Genomic DNA, 25,156 nt, shown 5'->3' on the forward strand with positions numbered 1-25,156 from the left:
TGAAAATATGTCGCCTACGATGTTTACGATCATCTCCATTTTGCTGAGCCTAATCTGTTTAGTTGTTGGCTACTTTGTTCGTAAAACCATTGCAGAAGCAAAAATATCCGGCGCAAGAAACATGGCCGAACAAATTGTTGAGGATGCAAAGCGTGATGCGGAAGCATTGAAGAAAGAAGCGCTCTTAGAAGCGAAAGATGAAATTCATTCGTTTCGTGTAGAGGCGGAGCAAGAAGTTCGTGAAAGACGTAATGAGCTTCAAAGACAAGAAAACCGTTTACTTCAAAAAGAGGAAAACCTTGATCGCAAGGACGAATCTTTAGATAAACGGGAGTCCCTGTTGGAGAAGAGAGATCATTCTCTGAATGAACGACAACAACATATTGAAGAGATGGAAAGCAAAGTGGATGATATGATTCGTTTGCAGAAAGCTGAGTTGGAGCGTATTTCTAGTCTAACTCGAGATGAAGCGAAACAAATCATTCTGGATCAAGTTGAAAATGAGCTTTCCCACGACATTGCAGTCATGACGAAAGAATCTGAAAACCGGGCGAAAGAAGAGGCTGATAAAAAAGCGAAAAACATTCTTTCACTTGCGTTACAGCGTTGTGCAGCTGATCATGTAGCTGAAACAACGGTATCTGTAGTCAATCTTCCAAATGATGAGATGAAAGGTCGTATTATCGGACGTGAAGGACGAAATATCCGTACGTTAGAAACGTTAACAGGTATTGACCTGATCATTGATGATACACCTGAAGCTGTCATCTTATCGGGCTTTGATCCGATAAGACGTGAAACAGCGAGGATAGCTCTGGACAAGCTAGTCCAGGATGGACGTATTCATCCTGCACGAATTGAAGAAATGGTGGAAAAATCACGCCGTGAAGTCGATGATTATATCCGCGAGATGGGTGAGCAAACGACATTTGAAGTCGGAGTTCACGGTTTACATCCGGATCTCATCAAAATTCTCGGTCGCTTAAAATTCCGTACTAGTTATGGACAAAATGTCCTGAAGCATTCAATTGAGGTTGCACATCTTGCAGGTCTCATGGCTTCAGAGCTTGGAGAAGATGCAAAGCTTGCAAAACGAGCAGGTCTTCTGCATGACATTGGAAAAGCCATTGATCATGAAGTAGAAGGAAGCCACGTGGAAATTGGCGTTGAGCTTGCGACGAAATATAAAGAGCATCCTGTTGTCATCAACAGTATTGCATCTCACCATGGTGACCAAGAACCGACATCTATTATCGCTGTTCTTGTTGCGGCAGCCGATGCATTATCTGCAGCACGCCCTGGTGCAAGAAGTGAGACGCTTGAAAATTACATTCGGAGACTTGAGAAATTAGAAGACATCTCTGAATCTTATGAAGGTGTTGAAAAATCGTTTGCGATACAAGCTGGACGTGAAGTGCGTATTATGGTGAAGCCAGATTCAATTAATGATCTTGAAGCTCACCGTCTAGCAAGGGATATTCGTAAGCGGATTGAGGACGAGCTCGATTACCCTGGTCACATTAAAGTGACAGTTATTCGAGAAACTCGCGCAGTAGAGTATGCAAAATAGAGCGGTGCGCTTAGCGCCGCTTTATTTTTTTGTGTAAATATGCAACACTGATAAGAAGATCATTTTATAAGAGAAAGGGTTCAAAACGTATGAAAATATTATTTGTTGGAGATATCGTTGGTTCACCTGGCAGAGATACACTGAAAGAATACTTGCCAAAGCTAAAGAAAAAATATCAGCCACACTTTACGATTGTCAATGGAGAAAATGCGGCTCATGGGAAAGGTCTTACTGAAAAAATCTATCATGAGCTGCTTCAAGCTGGGGCTGATGTGCTCACGATGGGGAACCATACATGGGATAAAAGAGACATCTTCGATTTCATCGATGATGCACCCCATATTGTTCGTCCGGCAAACTTCCCGCAAGGTACACCAGGGAAAGGGCTCACTTTTATTAAAAAACAAGGTAAAGAACTAGCTGTCATCAACTTGCAAGGCCGCACATTTTTACCTCCGATTGACTGCCCATTTCAAAAAGTAGATGAGCTAATAGCAGAAGCTTCAAAACGTACACCGTTTATTTTTATTGATTTTCATGGCGAAGCCACAAGTGAAAAGCAAGCAATGGGTTGGTATACAGATGGCCGTGCATCATGTGTCGTTGGAACACATACACATGTTCAAACAGCAGATAACCGCGTCTTGCCAAAAGGAACTGCTTATATTTCGGATGTTGGCATGACTGGTCCTTATGACGGCATTTTAGGTGTTGATCGGGAAACGATTATTAAACGATTTAAAACGAGCCTTCCTGTCCGTTTTGAAATTGCAGAAGGCCGCACGACATTAAGTGCAGTGATCGTAGAAATTGACGAACCGTCGAAAAAAGCTGTCAAAATTGATCGAATTTTGATAAATGATGACCATATTTTCTTTGAATAAATATTCACATATTTATTTCAGAAAAATATTAATCAGAAAGAAGGAATATGCGCCCTCTATCGTGAATATAGTAAAAATGGTAGGTAGCCTGCTATTTTTGAAAAACATTTTGGGGATGGATTTTCAAAAAAATAGCAACATCTAACAAAGATTGTTCTAATGAACACTCACTTATCCATTGTAAATTTAAGGGGGAGCAAAAATGGAAATTTTAAAAGTTTCAGCAAAGTCAAATCCAAATTCAGTAGCAGGAGCATTAGCCGGCGTTTTACGTGAACGCGGTGCAGCGGAAATACAGGCTATCGGCGCTGGAGCACTGAATCAGGCGGTCAAGGCTGTCGCCATTGCAAGGGGATTTGTTGCGCCTAGCGGAGTGGATTTGATATGCATTCCAGCCTTTACTGACATTCTTATCGATGGAGAAGAAAGAACAGCAATCAAACTGATTGTTGAACCACGATAATTCTAATTTTATTATTTTCAACCTGCTTACATCATGTAAGCAGGTTGTTTTTGTTTACCGCTATACATTTCTCATATAACATATTTCTTTCACAAAATAGATAGAAAATGACATATTAGAGCTTGCATTTTTTCACCATGATGATAAATTAAGATTAAGTTGAAAATACTTCATCAAAAATAAATATTTAAGTAGGTGAAATAATGGTTGAAGCTTTTTTAAAAAGAGGAAAGCTTGTTTTTATTTTATTTTTTATCGTTCTCATTGCTGGAGGTTATTTGTTTACACAGCTTCCTAAACGAGAACTGCCAGAGTTTCAAGCGAATATTGTAACCATTTCGACTGTTTTCCCTGGTGCAGATGCAAAACAGGTAGAAAGTGATGTCACCAATAAGCTTGAGTCGGCCATTTCTGATATCAATGGTGTAGAGAAGACAAGCTCTGTTTCTGCTATTGGTTTCTCAAATATTGTGCTTGAAATTGATGATCAAGCCGATTTTCAAAAGGTGGCAAGTCAAATCAAGAGTGAAACCACAAATGCCGCCTCTTCTTTTCCAGATGGTGTGATGGAGCCAGATGTAAAGGATGAGTTTGGCAACGTGCCAGTTGGTTCTTATATGATTGTAGCAAGTAACTCATCTGATTTAGCAAAAAGTCAGGAATCGCTGCGTGCGTTAAAAGAAAAAGTGGAGGACATCAAAGGTGTTGATGGAGTCGTCATCAAAGGGTTCAATGACAAACAAGCAATATTGAACTTGGATTCAAGTAAACTGGAGGATAACGGGTTAAACGTGACTGATGTCACAAATGCCATCAATCAAGAATTTGACACATCCCCTCTAGGTGACGTCCAGGCAGCTGGAGAAAAGGTCAAGCTGTCCATTGATGCCTATGATCGTTTAGATCAAATCAAAAAGATTGAGATCTTCTCAAAAATGAGCCGAGAGCCTGTTACAATCGGTCAGCTTGGTCGTTTAAAAGAAGTAGAAAAAGAGAAAAGTGATATCGTTTCATATAACGGAAAGCCAGCCTATTCATTTACAGTCAATATCAAGCCAGGACTGGATATTCCTAAAATGTATGACAAAGTCAGTGCGGTCATTGAAAAAGAGAAAGAGCTGCCAAATGGTGTGGATTGGATAGACTACTATTCACAAAAAAGTGAAGTAGATGCCATTTTTAACGATTTAATCAAAGAAGCGATCGTGGCCGTCATCGCCGTCATTGTCGTCACCACACTTGGTCTAACCATTGGTGGTGCGTTTATCGTTTCACTTGCGATTCCGCTATCCATAACGATCGGAACCATCCCGCTGCCGTTTTTACAAGTGGACCTTAATCAAATTTCAATTATTGGCTTTATCATTGCGCTAGGGATACTTGTAGATGACGCCATTGTCGTCAACGATAATATTTTAAGGCAGATGAAAAAATACGAAAGTCCGCTTAAAGGAACAATTGCAGGTGTAAAAGAAGTGGCTGGATCCATTTTAACGTCAACACTGGCAGTTGTCTTTGCCTTCTTGCCGCTTGTTTTCCTTTCTGGTGCGAACGGTTCATTTATTCGAGCGTTACCGTCTGTTCTAGTCACAACTGTACTTGCGTCAATGGTTATTTCATTGACACTTGTGCCAGTGTATCAATATACAGCAAACCGAAAAAGAAAGAACAAGAAGATTCAAAAGGAACCGGGCTTTTTAGGCAAACCATTAAAAAGATTAGCTGATTTTTATGCAGATCGAGTACTGACAAACATCGTGAAGCGGCCACTTCTCATTGGATTAAGTGGTTTGCTCGTTGCCACACTTGCCTTTTTGCTTATTTTCGCCACACCATTTGAGTTTTTCCCTGCGGCGAATAAGAAAGAAGTTGTTGTCACTGTGACACTTCCAAGTGAAACAACCTTAGATAAAACAAATGACACATTAGAGAAAATAGAACAAGAGATCAAACAGCAAAAAGGCATTGAAGAGACGGCCATTTTTGCAGGCGGCGGTGTGCCGAACTTGTTTAATGAAAGCATTTCAAACGCAAGTGATCATACTGGTCAGATTGTTGTCAGAGTAGACAATAATCAGATGACAAGCAAAGCATTGATCGATCGTATGACAGAGCCATTGCGAAAGAAATATAAAGATGCTGATATCTTTATGAAAACCATTGTTCAAGGTCCGCCAACTGGAGCGCCTGTGACCGTAACCATTGCAGGAGAACAATTTTCAAAGCTCGTAGATGTGAAAGAGAAGCTCACAAAAGAAATGAAAGAAAGCGGAGCAAGTCTGATCACAGACGATGTCAATCAACCGGTGAAAACCATCTCATTTGAATTAAATCGTGACCGAATGGCAGAGGATGGGCTCACTGCTCAGTTTGTCAGCAGACAGCTTGGCCTTGTCACAGAAGGAATTCCATTAGGCACTTTTAAACAAGGAACAGATGACATCGACCTCGTAGTGAAACAGGACATGGGGACACATCAAAACGGACTGAAGCTAAAAGACATCAAGGTGCCTGTGAGTGCAAATGAGGGTGGCATGCCTCAACTTGAGCCGCTTAGCCGATACGTAAAAGAAAAAGAAACAGAGCAATTTGAAAGCATTCCGCATGAAAACGGGATGCCGACGATCACGTTAAAGGCATATCCTGGTACATCAGATACGTTTAAAGAGGATATGACAGAAGTCGTAAATGAAGTTGGGAAAAGCGATGCAGCGAAGAATTTGACCATTTCTCAGGGCGGAGAAAATGAAGATCAAACCCAATTCTTTATTGAAATTAGTCTCTTATTTGGGGTAGTTTTGCTGCTCATTTATGTGACCATCGCTTTCCAGTTCAATTCACTCATGCTTCCGCTTTTAGTTCTTGGAACGGTTTACTTAGCGATATCCGGCGCCATTATTGGACTATTTGTCACTCAAACGCCGTTTAGCTTTATGGCCACAATGGGGATTGTATCATTGGCAGGTATTGTTGTCCGAAATGCGGTCGTTTTGTTTGAATTTATTGAACAGCGGCGCAAGCAAGGTCTCGATCAACAGGCAGCTGTGATTGAAGCGGGGAGAGCAAGGATTAGACCTATTTTGCTGACAGCATTTACAGCACTTGTCGCTCTTATGCCCGTTGCTTTAAGTAATGACCCACTCTTTAAGCCGCTAGCGATCTGCATCGTATCAGGTGTCTTTTTCTCAACGATTCTGACACTACTGATTGTGCCGGCTTTATATGTGGCCGTTTCAAAAAAACGCTGACAACTTAAAAGCAAATCTCCGAATAAAAGGAGATTTGCTTTTTTTTTTAGAAAAATATCTAAAAAAATATGTGGAGTGTTCATTTGTCTTCTCCTGAAAGACATCGGTATTTACGTCTAAAATAAGACATGATAAGATCGGATTGGGAGAAGTTTTTTAACAAAGGGGTTGTACGTCATGTGTGGAACGATGAAAGCGATTGTTAAAAAAGAAAGCGCTTACGGAGCGACGATGATGGAAATGCCAATTCCAGAAATAAGGGATCATGAAGTGCTTATCCAAGTAAAGGCTACATCGATATGCGGAACGGATGTGCATATTTATAATTGGGATGATTGGGCGAAGGGGAGAGTCAAAGCACCGTACATTTTTGGTCATGAATTCACAGGGGAAGTTGTCAAAACGGGGAACCAAGTCTCACGAGCAAAAGTAGGGGATTTTGTATCGGCTGAGACGCATATTGTCTGTAATCAGTGTTATATGTGTTTAACGGGTCAGCAGCATTTGTGCAGCGAAACGAAAATTTTAGGGGTCGACATTGATGGCTGTTTTGCTGAATATGTCAAAGTACCAGAACAAAATGTGTGGCATAATCCAGCTCAAATGCCAGTGGAACTTGCATCTATTCAAGAACCGCTTGGAAATGCTGTTCATACAGTTCTGCATACACCTGTTTCAGGAAAGTCAGTGGCGGTTTTTGGCTGTGGGCCCATTGGTTTAATGGCGATTGCGGTTGCAAAAGCCTCCGGGGCTGTCCAAGTGTTCGCTGTTGATAAAAATGAATACAGACTGGATCTTGCCCGTAAAATGGGTGCAGATCATATCGTGGATATCGGAAAAGATGATCCTGTTGCCATGATCAAGCAGCTCACGCGGATGGAAGGGGCAGACGTGATGTGTGAGATGTCAGGACATCCCGTTGCGATTAATCAAGCACTCGAAGCTTGTGCAAATGGAGGGAAAGTGAATATACTAAGTTTGCCAGAGCGGCCGGTAACCATTGACATTACGAATCAAATTGTTTTTAGGGGATTAACCGTGCAAGGGATCACGGGGAGAAAAATGTTTGAGACGTGGCGTCAAGTATCTGAACTTTTAAGAACGAATACCATTGATGTACAGCCGGTTGTCACCCATACGCTGCCATTTGAAGATTTTGAAAAGGGATTTGAACTCATGAGAAATGGTACGTGCGGGAAGGTCGTACTGATCATGCCATCATATCAAAGGGGGACGAAATGATGAAAGAATTTACGTATTTACAAGATGAATTGGGCACAATGAAGCAGCAAGGCACCCATCAAACACTGAAAGAAATCGATTCCAAACAATCATCCACGGTGACATTAAATGAACAATCCGTCATACAACTCTCTTCAAATAACTACTTAGGTCTCACCTCACATCCAAGGCTGATGAAAGCGGCAAAAGAGGCGATTGATGAATTCGGTGCTGGAACAGGATCTGTACGAACCATTGCTGGAACGATGACAATGCATGAACGGCTTGAAAAAAAGCTCGCAGCTTTTAAAAAGACAGAGGCAGCCCTCGTATTCCAATCAGGCTTTACGACCAACCAAGGGGTCTTATCCAGTATTCTCACAAAAGATGATATTGTCATTTCAGATGAGCTGAACCATGCCTCAATCATCGATGGGATTCGCTTAACAAAGGCAGATAAAAAAGTATATGCTCATTCTAATATGGAAGAGCTTGAGAAAATATTAAAGAAATCGATGAATTACCGCGTCCGTCTTATCGTGACAGATGGTGTGTTCTCAATGGATGGAGATATTGCACCGCTTCCTGAGATTGTAAGACTTGCAGAAGCATATGATGCCTTTGTGATGGTAGACGATGCCCATGCGTCTGGAGTACTTGGTGAAAATGGCCGCGGAACAGTGAATCATTTTCAACTTGACGGCAGAGTGCATATTCAGGTTGGCACACTTAGTAAGGCAGTTGGTGTGCTAGGCGGTTACGTCGCTGGTTCTGCCGTTTTAATCGACTATTTAAAGCATAAAGCAAGACCGTTTTTATTCAGCACCTCACATCCGCCGGCTGTCACAAGAGCCTGTGAAGAAGCCATTGAAGTGTTGTTAGACGAACCGGAGCGCATTGAAACACTTTGGGAGAACGCGGCCTATTTTAAAGAAAAAGTCATCGGTCTTGGATTTGAGGTGGCACCAACAGAAACGCCTATTATTCCGATGATGATTGGAGACGAGGCACTCACTTTCCGTTTTTCAAAAGCATTAATCGAGCGCGGCGTTTTCGCTCAAGGCATTGCTTTTCCAACTGTAGCGAAAGGAAAAGCGAGAATTAGAGCCATCATCACAGCAGAGCACACAAAAGAAGAGCTTGACCGTGCACTGACAATCATCGAAGAAGAAGCAAAAAAACTGAATATACTTGATTGAGAGAGCTGAGGCTCTCTTTTCTTTTGATCAAGAGTATTGATGACTGTCCAGATGATAGACATTTTTCATAGAAAAAACACATATGAATTTATTTTCATTTCACGACAAAATAGTCTATACTGTAGGGTGGAGCTTGGTTTGAAAGGAGTACAAATTCATGAATGAAGAGCAGAGAAAAGCGAGCGGACAAGTAAGTTCATCGGACAAAAAATCCGAGAAGGACTACAGCCAGTATTTTGAAGCTGTGTACATTCCGCCTTCCTTAAAAGATGCAAAAAAACGGGGTAAAGAAGAAGTCGAATACAATCAATTTCAAATTGACGAGCGTTTTCAAGGGTTAGGAAACGGCCGCAAGTTTTATATTCGCACATATGGCTGTCAAATGAATGAGCATGACACAGAAGTGATGGCTGGTATTTTTATGGCGCTTGGTTATGAACCAACAAATTCGACTGAAGATGCGAATGTCATCTTATTAAACACTTGTGCCATTCGTGAGAATGCAGAAAACAAAGTGTTTGGAGAGCTTGGTCATTTAAAAGCATTAAAGCGTGAAAAGCCAGATTTAATCTTAGGCGTCTGCGGATGCATGTCGCAAGAAGAATCGGTCGTTAACCGTATTTTAAAGAAACACCCATTTGTTGACTTGATTTTCGGTACCCACAACATTCACCGCCTGCCAGAGCTATTATCTGAATGCTACCTTTCAAAAGAAATGGTCATTGAGGTTTGGTCTAAAGAAGGCGATGTGATTGAAAATCTTCCGAGAGCCCGCCAAGGAAAAATTAAGGGCTGGGTGAATATTATGTACGGCTGTGATAAATTCTGTACATACTGTATCGTCCCTTACACGCGCGGTAAGGAAAGAAGCCGCCGTCCGGATGAAATTATTCAAGAGGTCAGACGCTTAGCAGCAGAAGGATATAAAGAAATTACCCTTCTTGGTCAAAACGTGAATGCGTATGGAAAAGATTTTGAAGACATGGAATATGGTCTTGGTCACCTAATGGATGAGCTGCGTAAAATCGATATTCCACGTATCCGTTTTACAACAAGCCACCCGCGTGACTTTGATGATCACTTAATTGAAGTGCTTGCCAAAGGCGGAAACCTTCTCGATCATATTCATTTGCCGGTTCAATCAGGAAGTTCTTCTGTGCTGAAACTCATGGCAAGAAAATACGACCGTGAACGTTACCTTGACCTAGTGCGCAAAATCAAAGAGGCAATGCCAAATGCTTCATTAACAACGGACATTATCGTTGGGTTCCCAAATGAAACAGATGAGCAGTTTGAAGAGACGCTTTCCCTCTATCGTGAGGTTGAGTTTGATGCGGCTTATACGTTCATTTACTCTCCAAGAGAAGGAACACCAGCAGCCAATATGAAAGACAACGTGCCAATGCGTGTAAAAAAAGAACGTCTGCAGCGCCTGAATGCACTCGTAAATGAAATTTCTGCGAAAAAAATGAAGGAATATGAAGGGCAGACTGTCGAAGTATTAGTAGAGGGTGAAAGTAAAAACAACCCTGAGATCCTAGCCGGATATACAAGTAAAAGCAAGCTTGTGAATTTTAAAGCACCAAAAGAAGCGATTGGCAACATCGTCAAAGTGAAAATCACACAAGCCAAAACTTGGTCTCTTGACGGAGAAATGGTTGGAGAAGCTATCGAGGTGAATTAAAATGACGCTTTATTCAAAGAAAGAGATTGTCGAGCGCGCAAGAGAGCTCGCGAAAATGATTTCTGAAACAGAAGAAGTTGATTTCTTCAAAAAAGCAGAAGCGCAAATCAATGAAAATACAAAAATTGCAGCGATCATTAATCAAATTAAGGCGCTTCAAAAGCAAGCTGTGAATTTAAAGCATTATGGCAAACATGAAGCCTTAAAACAAGTGGAAGAAAAAATTGATGCCCTGCAAGAAGAACTGGATGAGATCCCAGTGATTCAAGAATTCAAAGAATCACAAACAGAGGTTAATTCCCTGCTTCAGCTTGTAGCGCACACGATTTCTAATCAAGTAACGGATGAAATCATTCTTTCAACCGGCGGTGACCTCTTATTAGGAGAAACCGGTTCAAAAGTGAAAAACTCATCCCCAAGTTGCTCCATTAAATGAGAAAACCCCGCAGATGCGGGTTTTTTTGTTTTCTGATGTAAGAATTGCATACCTTCTTTCTCCTTCAGCTTCCATCAACCCCAATCTCTCATTCTCCAACTTTTCCAATTTTCAAGGCAAGTTTATGGGCGACCATGCATACACTGAAACAGAAATGAATTTAATTGAACATGAGACTCAAAATCGTGACACACTAGACGAATGCCCAGCATAAGATAAAACGATCAAGAACAAGGAGGCATGCCGGAATGTCTGAATACAGAGAAATTATTACAAAAGCGGTGGTCGCAAAAGGGAGGAAATTTACCCAAAGCACACACACCATTTCTCCATCGCAAAAACCAACCAGCATCCTAGGCGGTTGGATCATTAATCATAAGTACGATGCTGAAAAAGTCGGTAAAACAGTTGAGATTGAAGGTACATTTGATATTAACGTGTGGTATTCTTACGCAGACAACACGAAAACCGAAGTGGTCACAGAACGTGTAAAATATGTAGATATCATCAAACTGAGATATAAAGATAAAAACTTCCTTGATGATGAGCACGAAGTGATTGCGAAAGTCTTACAGCAGCCCAATTGCTTAGAAGTCACCATTTCTCCAAATGGCAATAAAATTGTCGTTCAAGCAGAGCGTGAATTCATTGCTGAAGTAGTAGGGGAAACCAAAATTGTTGTAGAAGTCAATTCAAGCTGGAAAGAAAAAGATGATCACGAATGGGAAGAAGAAGTGGATGAGGAATTAGAAGATATTCATCCAGAATTCCTCGCGGGTGATCCAGAAGAGTAATTGATGACTAGGGCGCATATCCCCCTAGTTTTTTTGTGCCTTGATCTAAGGAAAAAAGGTGAATTTTTATGCTATAATGAAAGATGGTATGAATTCGAAAGTAATATAGTGAGGGATTAGAAATATGGCAAGTTATACGCCCATGATACAGCAATATTTAAAGATCAAGGCAGATTACCAAGATGCCTTTTTATTTTTTCGCTTAGGCGATTTTTATGAAATGTTTTTTGATGATGCAAAAGAAGCAGCACAAGAATTAGAAATTACGTTAACGAGCAGGGATGGCGGCACGATTCCAATGTGTGGTGTTCCATATCATTCTGCGTCTGCATACATAGAACAACTGATTGAAAAAGGCTATAAAGTCGCCATTTGTGAGCAGGTGGAAGACCCTAAAACGGCAAAAGGTGTGGTCAAAAGAGAGGTCGTTCAACTGATTACACCAGGTACGGTCATGGATGGCAAAGGACTGAATGAAAACGAAAATAACTTTATCGCGTCTGTTTCCAGCTTTCAAAATGGCTACGGTCTTGCGCTTTCCGATTTATCAACAGGTGAAAACATGGCGGCTTTCATTGAACGGTTAGATGAAGTTGTGTCTGAAATTTATTCTGTCGGTGCAAAAGAGATTGTGGTATCAAAGCAGCTCGATGAAGAAACGGTGAAAACCCTGAAGGAACGCTGCCAAGCGACCATCTCATACGAAGATCGCGCTGAATTAATAGATGAAGCTGAACGACTCGTTGCTCATCTTGACGAACATCTGAAAAGAGCATTTTTAACACTCTATGCATACTTAAGAAGAACGCAAAAAAGGAGTCTTGATCATCTTCAGCAAGTTCAAGTGTTTCAGCTTGAACAAACGATGAAAATTGATCTTTACTCAAAGCGAAACCTTGAATTAACAGAAACCATCCGTTCAAAAAGCAAGAAGGGTTCTTTATTATGGCTATTAGATGAAACAAAAACGGCAATGGGCGGAAGACTGCTCAAGCAATGGATCGATCGTCCGCTCATCCGCCTTTCACAAATCAAAGAACGCCAGGAAATGGTGCAAATTCTGATGGAACATTTCTTTGAGCGAGAGGATCTGCGAGAACGTTTAAAGCAAGTGTATGATCTTGAACGTCTAGCAGGCCGTGTGGCATTTGGAAATGTGAATGCTCGTGATCTTATTCAATTGAAAGAATCTCTCAAGCAAGTGCCGGCTATTAAAGAGCTTGTCCATTCTCTCCCGGAGGAAATGGCGAAATCTAGAGCAAATGACATTGACCCATGCGGTGATTTACTTAATTTATTAGAAGATGCTCTTTATGAGAATCCGCCGATGACGTTAAAAGAAGGCAATTTGATTAAAGACGGCTACAATGCAAAATTAGATGAATATCGTGATGCGAGCCGAAACGGGAAAGACTGGATCGCTCGTCTTGAACAGCAAGAAAGAGAATATACAGGCATTCGATCGTTGAAAGTCGGCTTTAATAAAGTGTTTGGCTACTATATCGAAGTGACCCGTGCAAATACGCATTTATTAGAAGAAGGCCGTTATGAAAGAAAACAAACCCTTGCCAATGCAGAGCGGTATATTACACCTGAATTGAAAGAAAAAGAAGCCCTTATTCTTGAGGCGGAATCAAATATTAGTGAATTGGAATATGAACTATTTTCTGCGCTTCGGGAACAAGTAAAAGCCTATATTCCTAGATTACAGTTGCTCGCAAAACAAATGAGTGAGCTTGATGCGCTGCAATGCTTTGCCACTGTGAGTGAAAAACGGCGTTATGTTCGCCCTGAATTTTCATCAGATGAAGTGGAAGTCATTGATGGTCGTCATCCTGTTGTTGAAAAAGTGATGGATCATCAAGAGTATGTGCCGAATGACTGCCAAATGGGCAAAGGGAGACAAACCTTGCTCATTACTGGTCCGAATATGTCAGGGAAAAGCACATATATGAGACAAATGGCATTGATATCGATTCTTGCGCAAATTGGCTGTTTTGTGCCAGCATCAAAGGCAACCCTTCCGATTTTTGATCAAATCTTTACACGTATTGGGGCGGCAGATGATTTGATTTCTGGTCAAAGTACTTTTATGGTAGAGATGCTCGAAGCAAAAAATGCGATGGTACATGCGACAAAGAACAGCTTGATTTTATTTGATGAAATTGGACGCGGGACAAGCACTTATGATGGAATGGCTCTTGCACAGGCAATCATTGAATTTGTGCATGATCATATTGGTGCCAAAACCCTTTTCTCCACTCATTATCATGAACTGACGGTACTGGAATCCCAATTAAGCGAACTGAAAAATGTCCACGTGCGAGCTGAAGAGCATGAAGGAACAGTTGTTTTCTTACATCAAATCAAAGAAGGTGCAGCGGATAAAAGCTACGGCATCCATGTAGCGCAGCTTGCTGAACTGCCTGATGCGATCATTGATCGAGCCCAGACCATCTTAACGGAGCTTGAGAGCGGATCACATGAAGTGATTCCGCGCGTCTCTAAAGCCCCGAAAAAAGAAATGGCTGAGGAAAAACAGCAGCTTTCTTTCTTTGAAGTGGAAGAAAAACCGCAAACAAAACCTGTGCTGAAAAACAAAGATCAAGCAGTGATCGAAGAATTGAAGTCATTTAATTTAATGGATATGACACCGCTTGAAGCGATGACAAAGCTATATGAATTGCAAAAGAAATTATAATGTAAGGTGAGGTGAGCAAGAAATGGCAAAGATTATTCAGTTATCCGATGACCTATCAAATAAAATTGCAGCTGGTGAAGTGGTCGAACGCCCGGCTTCTGTTGTGAAGGAGCTCGTGGAAAATGCGATCGATGCTAGTAGTACTGTCATTGAAATCGATGTAGAAGAAGCAGGACTTTCTTCTATTAGAATTATTGATAATGGGGTGGGAATCGATGCTGAAGATTGTAAGCTCGCCTTTCAGCGTCATGCGACGAGTAAAATCAAAGATGAAAATGATCTGTTTCGTGTCAGGACGCTCGGTTTCAGGGGGGAGGCGCTGCCAAGTATTGCCTCTGTCTCTCACTTAGAAATGAAGACAAGTACCGGTGAAGGTGCTGGAACACACTTAGCTCTCCAAGGCGGGAAAATCATTTCGGAGAAAAAAACCTCTGGCCGTCGCGGCACCGAAATTGTGGTCACCAATTTATTTTATAATACGCCAGCCCGTCTAAAATACATGAAAACTGTTCATACGGAGCTTGGCAACATTTCTGATGTTGTGAACCGAATTGCACTTGCTCATCCAGAAGTGTCGATTCGTTTGCGACATCAAGGAAAAGTGCTGCTTCAAACAAATGGAAACGGAGATGTGCGGCATGTGCTTGCGGCCATTTATGGAACGGCAGTGGCCAAAAAAATGCTGCCACTACATGTACAATCACTTGATTTTGAAGTAAAAGGCTATATTTCCTTACCAGAAGTGACAAGGGCATCACGTAATTATATGTCTTCTGTTGTCAATGGCAGATACGTCAAGCATTTCCCGCTGGTAAAAGCCATTCATGAAGGATACCATACACTGCTTCCGATCGGACGCCATCCGATTACATTTATTGAGATGAAGATGGACCCCATTTTAGTCGATGTGAACGTACATCCTTCTAAACTTGAAGTCAGACTAAGTAAAGAGCAGGAACTTCATGAATTGATCAAACAAGGGATTAAGGACGTCTTTCAAAAGCAGCAGCTTATTCCAAGTGCTTCAGTGCCAAAAAAAGCACCAATGCCAGCAGTGAAAAATGAGCAGCAATCTTTATCTTTTGATTCTAAACAAACAATGAAAAGCCGAATGGAAACACCTGTTTCCTATGAGCTGGACTCGCTTGAATCGGCTGTATACGAGACCAGTCAGAACGACACATACGGGATGCGTGAACCGGAAAGTACGGAAGCGACTTTACCAGCATCGTCTGAAGAAAAGTTTGACCATGTATATGTAGAGGAATCTGCAGCTTCGCATGAACAACATGATGAAGTGATACTGGAAGACAGTGCAGCCCAGCATCAGGCTGAAAGTGAACGTGTCCCTGTGATGTATCCGATTGGACAAATGCACGGAACGTATATTTTGGCTCAAAATGAACGCGGTCTTTACATCATCGATCAGCACGCTGCCCAAGAGCGAATCAAGTATGAGTACTTTCGTGAAAAGGTAGGAGACATTGAACAGGAAGTGCAAGAAATGCTTGTTCCATTAACCTTTCACTACTCAAAAAACGATATGTTGATTATTGAAGAGCATATCGATATTTTAGCAAAAGTAGGGGTCTTCTTAGAGCCATTCGGATCAGGCAGCTATATCGTTCGATCGCATCCGCAGTGGTTTCCTAAAGGAGAAGAGGCTGAACTCATCGAAGAAATCATTCAGCAAGTACTTGATGAAAAGCGTGTGGATATCAAGAAACTGAGAGAAGAAGCGGCGATCATGATGAGCTGTAAAGGCTCGATTAAAGCAAATCGTCATTTGCGTCACGATGAAATCAAAGCCTTATTAGATGAACTCCGCCAAACACAAGACCCATTTACATGTCCGCATGGCCGGCCGATTATGATTCATCATTCCACTTATGAAATGGAAAAGATGTTTAAACGGGTGATGTAGCAGGATTTTAGCTGGTGGGTGAATCGGTTTGCCCACCAATTAATTTTTCAATCCGATAGTTTGGTTCGTGTTTTTGTGATGTGAAGATAAACACCCGCTGTCATGTTGTAAGGATAACCCCTTTCCTCAAATGGATAGGGGTTTTTGTTATTTGGTTATACGATTAGGTGAAGCGTGATATGATTTTAAAAAGGAGGGAATATGATGACATTCAAAAAAGCGTTCAATATAGGTTACTTTGTTTTGCTTTTATCTTTTTTTGTCGTATATTTTTTGCTTCCAGTCGATCAACTATTTACCGCAATGATGATTCTAACCTTACTATTTGGAGTATATCAATTTGTGATTTTTAAAAAACTAAAAGAGCAAAAATAACAATAAAAAACGCCATATTTGGGTTTGCCAACTAAATGATGACAGTCCATAATGAGATATGGTGTAACAATTATATAAAATGCAGTAAGCACAGTGGCAAGAGATGTAATAAATGAGAAAAAGCGCTCTAAGAGCGCTTTTTGTTTAGCATCCGCAAGGATTTGGCGGTGTGACGACAACTGGCCGTTTATTAATATCAATCGTATCCTCTGCATAAAATGTGGAACCAATGCTGATCGCACGATTTTCTGCGCGGAACGTATATGTACCTGCAGCAGGAAGTACTTTATGAGAAAGTTGTAATGTATATTGGGAACTTCCGAATAAATCGAAACGAGCTGGAATGCGAACAGTTTTTCCATTGTTCAAAATGTAACTGTCTTTTAAAGCTTTTCCGTTGATAATATCCTTTGTTGTGGCTTGAAAACCTGCTGGTAAAGTAAATTCAACTGCACCAATACTAAGAACAGAATTTGGACGGTAAGTCAGGTCAATGTCAGAAAAAGACCATTCTTGTTTACTTGCTCCTGTGATTTTTGCATAAAGGGCAGCTGGCCTTGCATTCGTTGAAGCTTTGCCTTCCTCTGTTTTAGCCCCTTCAGCTGATGCGGCTAGCGGTACTGAGAGTGCCATGACCAATGTCAGCATCCCCATCATAATGATTGTCCATGTTTTCTTCATTTCTTCCTTCCCCCTTGGTTGATTATAGGTAAATAATAGATGATTACATCCATTATTTACCTATAAGGTTACCATATTCCTATATGTCATTAAATGGTATTTTATACCCTTATTTTGCTTGTTTTTTAGTAATAACCGGGTAGGAATGCATTTGGTTGGTTCATTCCGTAAGCATTTCCTGTCATATGATGATTTGCCGGCATCATCATTTGCATATCATGATAGCCGTATGGCTGGTGGGGAGCCATACCATAACCGCCGTAGTGACCGAAGTGATGGTGATCGTTCATCTGTACATTTGAATAGGGATCATACTGCTTCGTAAAAGGAGAATAGGCTGAATGATGATGCGGGTGGTGTCCGCTATAAGCATCTTTTTTACCGGTATGATAATGATTTGGCATATTCATAGGGTCATGCATGTTTGGTGCGATCATATGCTCATGATTGGCTGTATACACATTTTCAAACGTGTGATAGGGATTTCCTTGATGGTAATGGTTGGTTTGGTTATTCATATTGTTCATTTTGTATCTCATCCTTTTTTTCAGGTTGCCATATCTTATGAACTGCACCTGTTTCATGAGCCTATCCATATGAAAGAAAAGAACGACATGTAACAAAAAAACCGGCTTTTCAGCCGGGAAAACAAAAAGCAGGTGTAGCGTCAAACACTAAAATGAGAAGCTATGTCTTTTTCTGCGACGCTTCTTACATCTGCTGCAGACACTTTTAGGAAAATAATGGGGATCGTAGCTTCTTGAAGTATCCCAAAAATCGCTCTCAAACCAATCATCTTTTTTATGATAAAACTTCTTTTTTTCACACGGATCCATATGGTGATGATCGTCATGCTTTTTATAGCATTTTGAGTGGGAATGTTTGCTCTTGCATTTGCACATTGTCATCCCTCCTAAATGTGACTCAATGCTAGTATATGCAAGAAAGGTGTACGAGGACTGGATGGTGGCGCTCCTTTTGTAAAAAAAGGCTAATTCTTTAAAAACTCAAATAAAAAGAATTGACTAGTGCTAAATTAACATGATAAAATATAAATTTTTATCCTCTGCTTAAATGTGTTATAATGATATTGTGAATACTTTCGGAGGTGGCGGATTTGTTTCAAATAGGTGATAAAATTGTTTATCCAATGCATGGAGCCGGTGTGATTGAAGGAATGGAAGAAAAAGAGATTTTAGGTAAGACGCAGGAATATTTTCTGATTCAAATGCCGAATATGCAGATGATGGTCCCAAAAGGCAGAATCAATCAACTAGGTATACGTCCGGTAGCTGATCAAGCTACGCTGAAAGTTGTGATGAACAATTTTGCAGAAGAAACAAACGACGACACGCTTACTTGGAAGCAAAGATATGATGAAAATCTGAAAAAGCTAAAAACAGGTTCGATTGAAGATGGCGCAGACGTTGTCAAAGATCTGATGAGACGTAATCAGAAAAAAGCCTTAAATTCTAGTGAAAAGAAGATGCTTGAAGATGCACGGGGCATGTTAGTGAGCGAAATTTCACTTGCACAAGGCATGTCGCAAGATGAAGTGCTGACAGCATTAGAGAATGAATTAAGAGTTTAATGCTGGATATACAGAGACTGGCTGTAAACAGAAGGAGATATTCCTTTTGTTTACAGCTTTTTTATTTGAAAAAAGATGAAAATTCCCAATTTTGTAGGTGTTTTTGACTAAAACTAAAATGAGGTCATAGGATTTAGTTTTTACTTGCACATGAACCGTTTGAAAGAAGCCGAAAATACCTAGGGCAACATAAAAAAACAGGTAAGTTCTCCTGATTCATGAAAAGGAGCCGGACATTCTTTGAATTCTTTTAGCGATTGATAGTAAAATAATGCGATAAGATGACATCGAAGAGAATGAAAAGGAGCGGTGAAATGAAAAGACTACTCATAAGTGGATTCATCTTTCTCATCCTGTGTGCTCTTTTACTGGTGAAATGCAGCCATTCTATCCAAGAAAATAAAGAGCAAAAACAACATCATGAAGAAGTAGAAAAGTATAAGAAAGAGCGAAAAAAAGGGGATCAATATGAAAGTTTTAAGCAGCTTATACGGCATGAAAGAGACGGCTATGAGATAGAGTTTCATGAAAAAGGGGGAAGTGACTTACTTGTCTTTTCTCCTCACGGCGGCGAAATTGAACCAGGAACAAGTGAAATTGTAGAAGCATTTGAAAAGAAGTACTCTACGTATTTATTTGAAGGGACAAAACAAGACAACAATCGTGACTTGCATATCACTAGTACAAAATTCGATGAACCGATTTTGGTTCAAATGATTAAAACATATCCCTTTTCTATATCTATCCACGGCTATAAAAGTGATAGAAGACATACACTTGTGGGCGGGACAAACGAAAAAATGCAAGAAGCGGTTGTGCGAGAACTAAAAGACCGGGGCTTCTCTGCAGAGCTCGTGCAAAAAGGTGAGCGCCTCTCTGGTACGGATCCAAACAACATTAATAATCAAAATGCAAGTGGCGAAAGTGTCCAATTAGAAATTAGTACGGCGCAGAGAAAAGCCTTTTTTGACAACTTTGATACAAGAAAAGGAAAGAAAAAAGCATTTAGTCGCTATGTCAGTGGTTTAAAAGAAGTGCTTAGAGAATTCGACCCTTCTTCGTAGAAAAAAGGTTTTGATGGGCAAAAGTACTCTCTTTAAACTTGGTAAAAAAGATAGAAATGTGCAAAATCAACATAAAATATGAAATAAATGACAATTTGCCTTAAAATCATAAATTATGTAAAATAATAGTTATCAGTTTGATATGATAGAATGGGGCTGAAGTGGATGGCACACAAAATACCATCTTCCGAAGTAGGTGTAAAAATCAATCAATGGTACACACATATTTGCAAATTTGAAGTTGATCAGGCAAACGATATGAAGCGCCTTGTTGAAGAAGACATTCATGAGATGGAAGAAGATCAAGATTTATTACTCTATTATTCTCTCATGGATTTTCGCCATCAAATGATGCTTCAGCACTTAACGCCAGTCCATGCAGGGAATGAATCGCTTCAAGCGGTTTCTTTTCCAAAAGATATTGAAGAGGCAGAAGATGAGATGACGGGTTTATTGGGCTATTACTTTCATTTTTTCCATGGAATGTATGCATTTACCCAGCACCGGTATATCGAAGCCATTTCCTATTATAAGCATGCGGAACATCAGCTGATCTTAGTGACCGATGAGATCGAAAAAGCGGAATTTTATTATAAAATTGCTGAAGTATACTATCATATGAAACAAACCTATTTTTCTATGCATTATGCGAAAAAAGCGAGAGACATCTATAAGAAACATCAGCTTTATGGAAAAAGAAGCATTCAATGCGATTTTGTGATGGCAGGTAATTGGATTGATGTAAGTCAGCATCAAAAAGCGCTCCCGTATTTAGAAAAAGCTTTAAAAGTGTGTGAAGCAATGGAAAGAAAAGAATGCACATCTTATTTTAAGGCGATGGCCCTCAATAACTTAGGAACTTGTCATTATAGTATGGGAACCTATCATACAGCGACTGTCTTCTTTGAACAAGCCATTTCACTTTATCAAAAAGATCAAGCTGCAACGATGATCAAATCATTGTTTTCACTGGCTCTTACTTGTTTTAAACTCGAAGATATGGAGCGAGCGAGTGAGGCTATAAAGGAAGGCATGAATCAGGCATCTATATTGGGAGATGAAATTTATCAATTGAAATTCCAATTTTTACAGGCACTCTATATAGAAACAGACAGCTCTGAACAATTGAGATCAGCCCTTTTGGGACTACGAAACAAAAAAATGTTTGCTGATTTAGAGGAATTGGCACTTGATGCGGCTAATTATTATAAGGAACGCGACATGTACAAGGAATCTTCCACTTTTTTTGAAATTGTGATCGAAGCGCGTACGCACATTCAAAAAGGAGATGAGATGTATGAGAACGAAGCATAACATGTCAGCTGCTCAAGTAGAAGAAAGACTTCACACATAAAACAGACAAAACAACACCCTTTACGAAAAACGTAAAGGGCTTTTTTATTTATTCTTGGATTGCTTTTTCTGCGTCGATGGCACCTGCTCCGTAAATCATTGGGTCCTCTCCAGACCACTTGCTTGTATTTTCTTTTAATAAGGCTTTGACTTCATCAGGTGTTAAATCTGGTGAATGCTCTAATAATAGTGCGCAGATACCGGCACAAATGGGTGTCGCCATCGAAGTGCCAGATAACGTCGTATAATCATCATCGACTCTACTTGATTTATCTAGTTTATCTAGGAATGATCTTGGTGATCTAAGAGAGACGATATTGACTCCTGGTGCGAGGAGGTCGGGCTTTGTTTCACCGTAGACCGTTGGACCTCTGCTCGAAAATGGTGCCACGACATCGTCACTTGATTCTGGCGTATTTCGATCATCATAGGCTCCGACCGTAATGACTTTTTGACTCACGGCAGGGCTTGCGATTGTTTGACTGTTAGGACCGGAGTTCCCAGCAGCAACGCATACAACAATCCCTTGATCCCAAGCCGCATTGACAGCGCGCACCATCGGATCGTCTTGTTCGTCATCATAACGCTGCGCATCGCCGCCAAGTGACATACTGATAATGTGAATTGGGTCATTAGGATGGTCTTCGTTGAACTGTATGCACCACTCAACACCTTCTATAATAGTAGAAAGTGATCCAGCGCCTTGTTTATTTAACACTTTTACCCCAATGATATTGGCTTTTGGAGCGGGTCCTTTGTATAAGCCGTCTGAGGCAGCTCCGTCTCCAGCCACATCCCCAGCGCAATGCGTTCCATGACCGTTATCATCATAAGGTTTCGTTTTTTGTTTGACTAAATCTACAAAGTCGCGAATTCTTCCATCTAAGTCCTCATGTGGGTATACGCCTGTGTCAACGACCGCAACCGTAATGCCTTCACCGGTTAAGGTCGTGCCATTTCGGACGACTTCATCCGCATGACTTGATTGTGTCGCCACATCCAGCAGTGCATGTACCTGTCTGTCTAAATATATTTTGCGAATATGCTCCCCATTTGCTAAGAGTTCCTCTAAAGCAGCAGGGGTAAGATCAGCTGCGCAGCAGTTAATATGTGAAAAATGTTTTTTGATGTTTGTTTTTCTGCTTTTTTTCATTAGCTGCTTTGTGCTTTGAATACCTGCTTCGACTGCATCTTCTTTAAATTCAATGATGACCCGAAGCTTCTTGCTCTTCTTTAACCTTCCTTCAAAAAAACGATGAAGAAAACAAGGCGTCCACTTAAAAGGCTTATAGAGGTGAAGGACGGTCTCTCTTAAAGGTTGATCCAATTTACTAGCATGTGTTCTGACCATTTGTACCATGGAAAATCCAAACATGTGATGCCCTCCATTCTAGCTATCCATTCTCGTACACTCTTACGTTATGAACATGACAGCATCTTCGTTCGGATTCTTGTCCCTTCTTTTGTTCATATTGGCGTCTGACTCATTTCCTCCAAAAAGAAAAAGCGTTTACATTTTGTAAAATAATAGAAAAAGGTGGAAATCATATCAAAACTGCCGATGATAGGTGGGAGAGTTCTTCTTAGAGAACCAGTAAAACAGAGGATTCTGCAGAAAAAAGGGGGTTCTAGACAGGGTCAATGCTCATACAAATGTGATTCATTCCAGATGAAAAAAACCAAATCAGCATAAAAAAAAGACGAATTAAAGAAAACAGACTGGGTAGGACTAGGTCATTTTAAACATAACTTCATTTGTTTGTCATACTATTCTAACTCTGTTTTCAATCAGGAGAGGCGTTTCTGTGTATATAAATGCAATTATCTTATTTTTGAGGAATCTCATGATCTAGAGTGTTATGATCAAATTTGAAGAGAAAATGTGGAAAAAATGAAAAGAAATGATGATTCAATATTAATCATAGAAACGGCTTAGAAATCTGTTAAAGGAGAACGGGAATGAAGAAGTTTTTTGCTTTGCTTCTCCTGCTTGTCATCGGATGGGGCGTCTATTATACCATGCAAGCACAGGAACATGATGAGCCAGTGTCATCAGGTGGAGAAGACGAAAGCGGTTCAAATGATATGTATCGCAATTTTAAAGAACTGGAAGAGAATGAATCAACAGATCATTATCAAATCACATCCAATCCAGTGCCCGGCAGCCGTCTTCTAGTGATGTCGCCTCATGGCGGGAGAATCGAAGGCGGCGTTAGTGAGATTGTCCATTTTTTTGATAACGATTTTTCTACGTACTTATTTGAAGGTTTTAGAGAAAATGCATCAGAACTTCATATTACAAGTACAAACTTCGATGAACCAATCGGAGTCGCACAGGCAAAAGCACATGATTATGTATTAGCTGTTCATGGATATAAAGGGGAGCCGGGAATTGACCACACCCTTGTTGGCGGAACAGACTATGACCGTGCTGAAAAAATTGTGAACTCATTAGAGCGCAACGGTTTTTCTGCTGAACTTGCAGTTGCACACGCAACCCTAAGCGGAACGAGCAATCATAATATTAATAATCTTACAAAAACAGGGCAAAGTGTACAGCTTGAGATTAGTAGAAGTCAACGGGAAGCGTTATTTGACAGTTTCGATTTTCGGTATCGATCGAGTACAAAAAACGAGACGTTCTACCGGTATGTCAGGGCGATTCGCACGGTGCTGGATGAAGAATATACGTAAGGATGGTGCACATCTTAAGACAGCAAGGTGAATTCTTGTTACACTATAAAAAGTGATAACAAAAGGAGAGACAGATATGGCGCGTCATCATTTTCATCTTCAGGCAAGCTGGCCTGGTCTGCGTAACGATGTGGGGACAATCGAATGTGCACAGTTAAAGACGGAGATTTCCATTCCAAAAGAAATGGATGGACCGGGTATTGGAACAAATCCAGATGAGATGCTCCTAGGTGCAGCGGCCACATGTTATATCATTACACTTGCAGCCATGATGGAGCGGAGTCAATTAGAGAAAGAGGATCTATCGATGAGCTCTGAGGCAGTTGTCGATGTGACAAACGGTGTTTTTACATATGAGAAAATCATTCACCGTCCTGTCATCATTCTCAAAGAGTCTGCTACTGCACAGGACATAGAACGAGCTCGTAAGCTTGCACATAAAGCTGAAAGCTCATGTATGATCTCTAGAGCTGTGCAAGGGAATGTCCATATTTCTTTAGAAGAAACCATCAAAGCGGGTCATTAAGACAAAAAAGTCATTTTCTCTTGATTAATGGAGAAAATGACTTTTTTTATGACGTCCATTCGGTTTGATCGAATGGTTCTTTCTTTTCTTCCTTTTGTTTTTTGGATTGATTTAAGACAATGACGCCGCATATGACAAGTGCAAGACCAATGAATCCTTTCATATGAATGGTTTCGTTAAATAGTACGAGGCCCACAAGAGCAGTAAGTGCTGTACCGACCCCAGACCAAGTGGCATATGCAGATGACAGCTCAATTGTTTTGAGTGCCAAACTGAGAAAGGTAAAGGCGCACCCAAATCCGATCAGGACCCCCATACTCGGCAGCACCTGTGTAAAACCTTGCGAAAGCTTCAGCATCGTACTGCCAAAAACCTCTGTCAAAATGGCTCCTGTTAAATAAAGCATTCCTTTCATATCACTTCACATCCTTTAAGACATATTTAATAGTACGACCCCTGAAACAAGCATTGCCATTCCAATAAGTGCTTGACGGTTCAAGGTTTCTTTGAAAAAGAGCACGCCAAAAAAAGCCGTGAGGACGGTACCTACCCCAGACCATGTGGCGTAAGACATGCTAAGTGGAATGATATTAAGGGTCAATGACAGCATGTAAAAAGCAAGTGTATAGCCAGCGACAACGACAGCGCTAGGTTTAAAGCGTGTGAAACCATTTGATAGTTTCAGCATCGCTGCCCCAATCGCTTCTGAAAAAATGGCGATAGCCAAAAAAAGATATCCGAGGATCAT

General features: G+C 40.7%; 22 protein-coding genes. 17 read left to right on the plus strand and 5 right to left on the minus strand.

Annotated features, from left to right (window positions below; all coding sequences use genetic code 11):
* Positions 1 to 7: 7 nt before the first annotated feature.
* The 12 genes from rny to NSQ11_RS08605 all read left to right on the plus strand — a co-directional run bounded on the left by rny (position 8) and on the right by NSQ11_RS08605 (position 16,499).
* Positions 8 to 1,570: a ribonuclease Y gene (rny, locus tag NSQ11_RS08550; RefSeq protein WP_003211958.1), complete on the plus strand. Its 1,563-nt coding sequence runs from the start codon at positions 8 to 10 to the stop codon at positions 1,568 to 1,570.
* Positions 1,571 to 1,659: 89 nt separating this feature from the next.
* Positions 1,660 to 2,454, plus strand: coding sequence for a TIGR00282 family metallophosphoesterase (locus NSQ11_RS08555; RefSeq protein ID WP_019744184.1), 795 nt, complete (start codon positions 1,660 to 1,662; stop codon positions 2,452 to 2,454).
* A gap of 202 nt (positions 2,455 to 2,656) precedes the next feature.
* A complete protein-coding gene (spoVS, locus tag NSQ11_RS08560; RefSeq protein ID WP_003211281.1) occupies positions 2,657 to 2,917 on the plus strand; it encodes a stage V sporulation protein SpoVS in 261 nt (86 codons plus the stop codon).
* 203 nt (positions 2,918 to 3,120) lie between these two features.
* A complete protein-coding gene (locus NSQ11_RS08565) occupies positions 3,121 to 6,165 on the plus strand; it encodes an efflux RND transporter permease subunit (protein ID WP_048002213.1) in 3,045 nt (1,014 codons plus the stop codon).
* A gap of 177 nt (positions 6,166 to 6,342) precedes the next feature.
* Positions 6,343 to 7,407: an L-threonine 3-dehydrogenase gene (gene tdh, locus NSQ11_RS08570; protein ID WP_048002214.1), complete on the plus strand. Its 1,065-nt coding sequence runs from the start codon at positions 6,343 to 6,345 to the stop codon at positions 7,405 to 7,407.
* Entirely contained in the window at positions 7,404 to 8,585 is a 1,182-nt protein-coding gene (locus NSQ11_RS08575) for a glycine C-acetyltransferase (protein WP_116306873.1), read from the plus strand. The genes tdh and NSQ11_RS08575 overlap by 4 nt, the downstream gene beginning before the upstream one ends.
* A gap of 157 nt (positions 8,586 to 8,742) precedes the next feature.
* On the plus strand, positions 8,743 to 10,269 hold the full coding sequence (gene miaB / locus NSQ11_RS08580) for a tRNA (N6-isopentenyl adenosine(37)-C2)-methylthiotransferase MiaB (protein ID WP_007499471.1): 1,527 nt from the start codon (positions 8,743 to 8,745) through the stop codon (positions 10,267 to 10,269).
* 1 nt (position 10,270) lies between these two features.
* The gene (locus NSQ11_RS08585) at positions 10,271 to 10,705 is read left to right on the plus strand and encodes a RicAFT regulatory complex protein RicA family protein (protein WP_008344661.1); all 435 of its coding nucleotides are present in this window, start codon (positions 10,271 to 10,273) and stop codon (positions 10,703 to 10,705) included.
* A 248-nt stretch (positions 10,706 to 10,953) separates the two neighbouring features.
* Complete coding sequence (gene cotE / locus NSQ11_RS08590) at positions 10,954 to 11,499, plus strand: outer spore coat protein CotE (RefSeq protein ID WP_007499466.1); 546 nt, start codon at positions 10,954 to 10,956, stop codon at positions 11,497 to 11,499.
* Between the two features lie 124 nt (positions 11,500 to 11,623).
* Positions 11,624 to 14,200: a DNA mismatch repair protein MutS gene (mutS, locus tag NSQ11_RS08595; protein ID WP_076821692.1), complete on the plus strand. Its 2,577-nt coding sequence runs from the start codon at positions 11,624 to 11,626 to the stop codon at positions 14,198 to 14,200.
* Between the two features lie 22 nt (positions 14,201 to 14,222).
* Entirely contained in the window at positions 14,223 to 16,124 is a 1,902-nt protein-coding gene (mutL, locus tag NSQ11_RS08600; RefSeq protein ID WP_035392004.1) for a DNA mismatch repair endonuclease MutL, read from the plus strand.
* A gap of 204 nt (positions 16,125 to 16,328) precedes the next feature.
* On the plus strand, positions 16,329 to 16,499 hold the full coding sequence (locus NSQ11_RS08605; protein ID WP_017359046.1) for a hypothetical protein: 171 nt from the start codon (positions 16,329 to 16,331) through the stop codon (positions 16,497 to 16,499).
* Between the two features lie 144 nt (positions 16,500 to 16,643).
* Here the strand turns inward: NSQ11_RS08605 and bslA are convergent, their stop codons facing one another.
* Together bslA and NSQ11_RS08615 are read right to left on the minus strand one after the other, a co-directional pair.
* Complete coding sequence (bslA, locus tag NSQ11_RS08610) at positions 16,644 to 17,180, minus strand: biofilm surface layer hydrophobin BslA (protein ID WP_017359045.1); 537 nt, start codon at positions 17,178 to 17,180, stop codon at positions 16,644 to 16,646.
* A gap of 125 nt (positions 17,181 to 17,305) precedes the next feature.
* Positions 17,306 to 17,707 (minus strand): hypothetical protein, encoded by a 402-nt coding sequence (locus NSQ11_RS08615; protein WP_342501333.1) that lies wholly within the window; start codon positions 17,705 to 17,707, stop codon positions 17,306 to 17,308.
* 590 nt (positions 17,708 to 18,297) lie between these two features.
* On the opposite strand from NSQ11_RS08615, the gene NSQ11_RS08620 reads away from it, so the two are divergent.
* The 3 genes from NSQ11_RS08620 (at position 18,298) to NSQ11_RS08630 (ending at position 21,149) form a co-directional block, all read left to right on the plus strand.
* Positions 18,298 to 18,771, plus strand: a complete 474-nt coding sequence (locus NSQ11_RS08620) for a CarD family transcriptional regulator (RefSeq protein WP_007499456.1) — start codon at positions 18,298 to 18,300, stop codon at positions 18,769 to 18,771.
* 314 nt (positions 18,772 to 19,085) lie between these two features.
* Positions 19,086 to 19,835, plus strand: coding sequence for a poly-gamma-glutamate hydrolase family protein (locus NSQ11_RS08625; protein WP_060832343.1), 750 nt, complete (start codon positions 19,086 to 19,088; stop codon positions 19,833 to 19,835).
* A gap of 165 nt (positions 19,836 to 20,000) precedes the next feature.
* Complete coding sequence (locus NSQ11_RS08630; RefSeq protein WP_008344020.1) at positions 20,001 to 21,149, plus strand: Rap family tetratricopeptide repeat protein; 1,149 nt, start codon at positions 20,001 to 20,003, stop codon at positions 21,147 to 21,149.
* 88 nt (positions 21,150 to 21,237) lie between these two features.
* On the opposite strand, the gene NSQ11_RS08635 is transcribed toward NSQ11_RS08630, so the two are convergent.
* Positions 21,238 to 22,563 (minus strand): S8 family peptidase, encoded by a 1,326-nt coding sequence (locus NSQ11_RS08635; protein WP_249476599.1) that lies wholly within the window; start codon positions 22,561 to 22,563, stop codon positions 21,238 to 21,240.
* 584 nt (positions 22,564 to 23,147) lie between these two features.
* Here NSQ11_RS08635 and NSQ11_RS08640 point away from each other — a divergent pair.
* On the plus strand, positions 23,148 to 23,882 hold the full coding sequence (locus tag NSQ11_RS08640) for a poly-gamma-glutamate hydrolase family protein (protein WP_017359039.1): 735 nt from the start codon (positions 23,148 to 23,150) through the stop codon (positions 23,880 to 23,882).
* 76 nt (positions 23,883 to 23,958) lie between these two features.
* The gene (locus NSQ11_RS08645; RefSeq protein WP_035700836.1) at positions 23,959 to 24,408 is read left to right on the plus strand and encodes an OsmC family protein; all 450 of its coding nucleotides are present in this window, start codon (positions 23,959 to 23,961) and stop codon (positions 24,406 to 24,408) included.
* Positions 24,409 to 24,454: 46 nt separating this feature from the next.
* Here NSQ11_RS08645 and NSQ11_RS08650 read toward each other — a convergent pair whose 3' ends face one another.
* Both NSQ11_RS08650 and NSQ11_RS08655 read right to left on the minus strand, forming a co-directional pair.
* Entirely contained in the window at positions 24,455 to 24,823 is a 369-nt protein-coding gene (locus tag NSQ11_RS08650; RefSeq protein ID WP_007499443.1) for a multidrug efflux SMR transporter, read from the minus strand.
* A 15-nt stretch (positions 24,824 to 24,838) separates the two neighbouring features.
* Complete coding sequence (locus NSQ11_RS08655; protein WP_017367286.1) at positions 24,839 to 25,156, minus strand: multidrug efflux SMR transporter; 318 nt, start codon at positions 25,154 to 25,156, stop codon at positions 24,839 to 24,841.

This window comes from Bacillus sp. FSL W7-1582 (assembly GCF_038593325.1).
In the GTDB taxonomy this organism is placed as follows: domain Bacteria; phylum Bacillota; class Bacilli; order Bacillales; family Bacillaceae; genus Bacillus; species Bacillus altitudinis.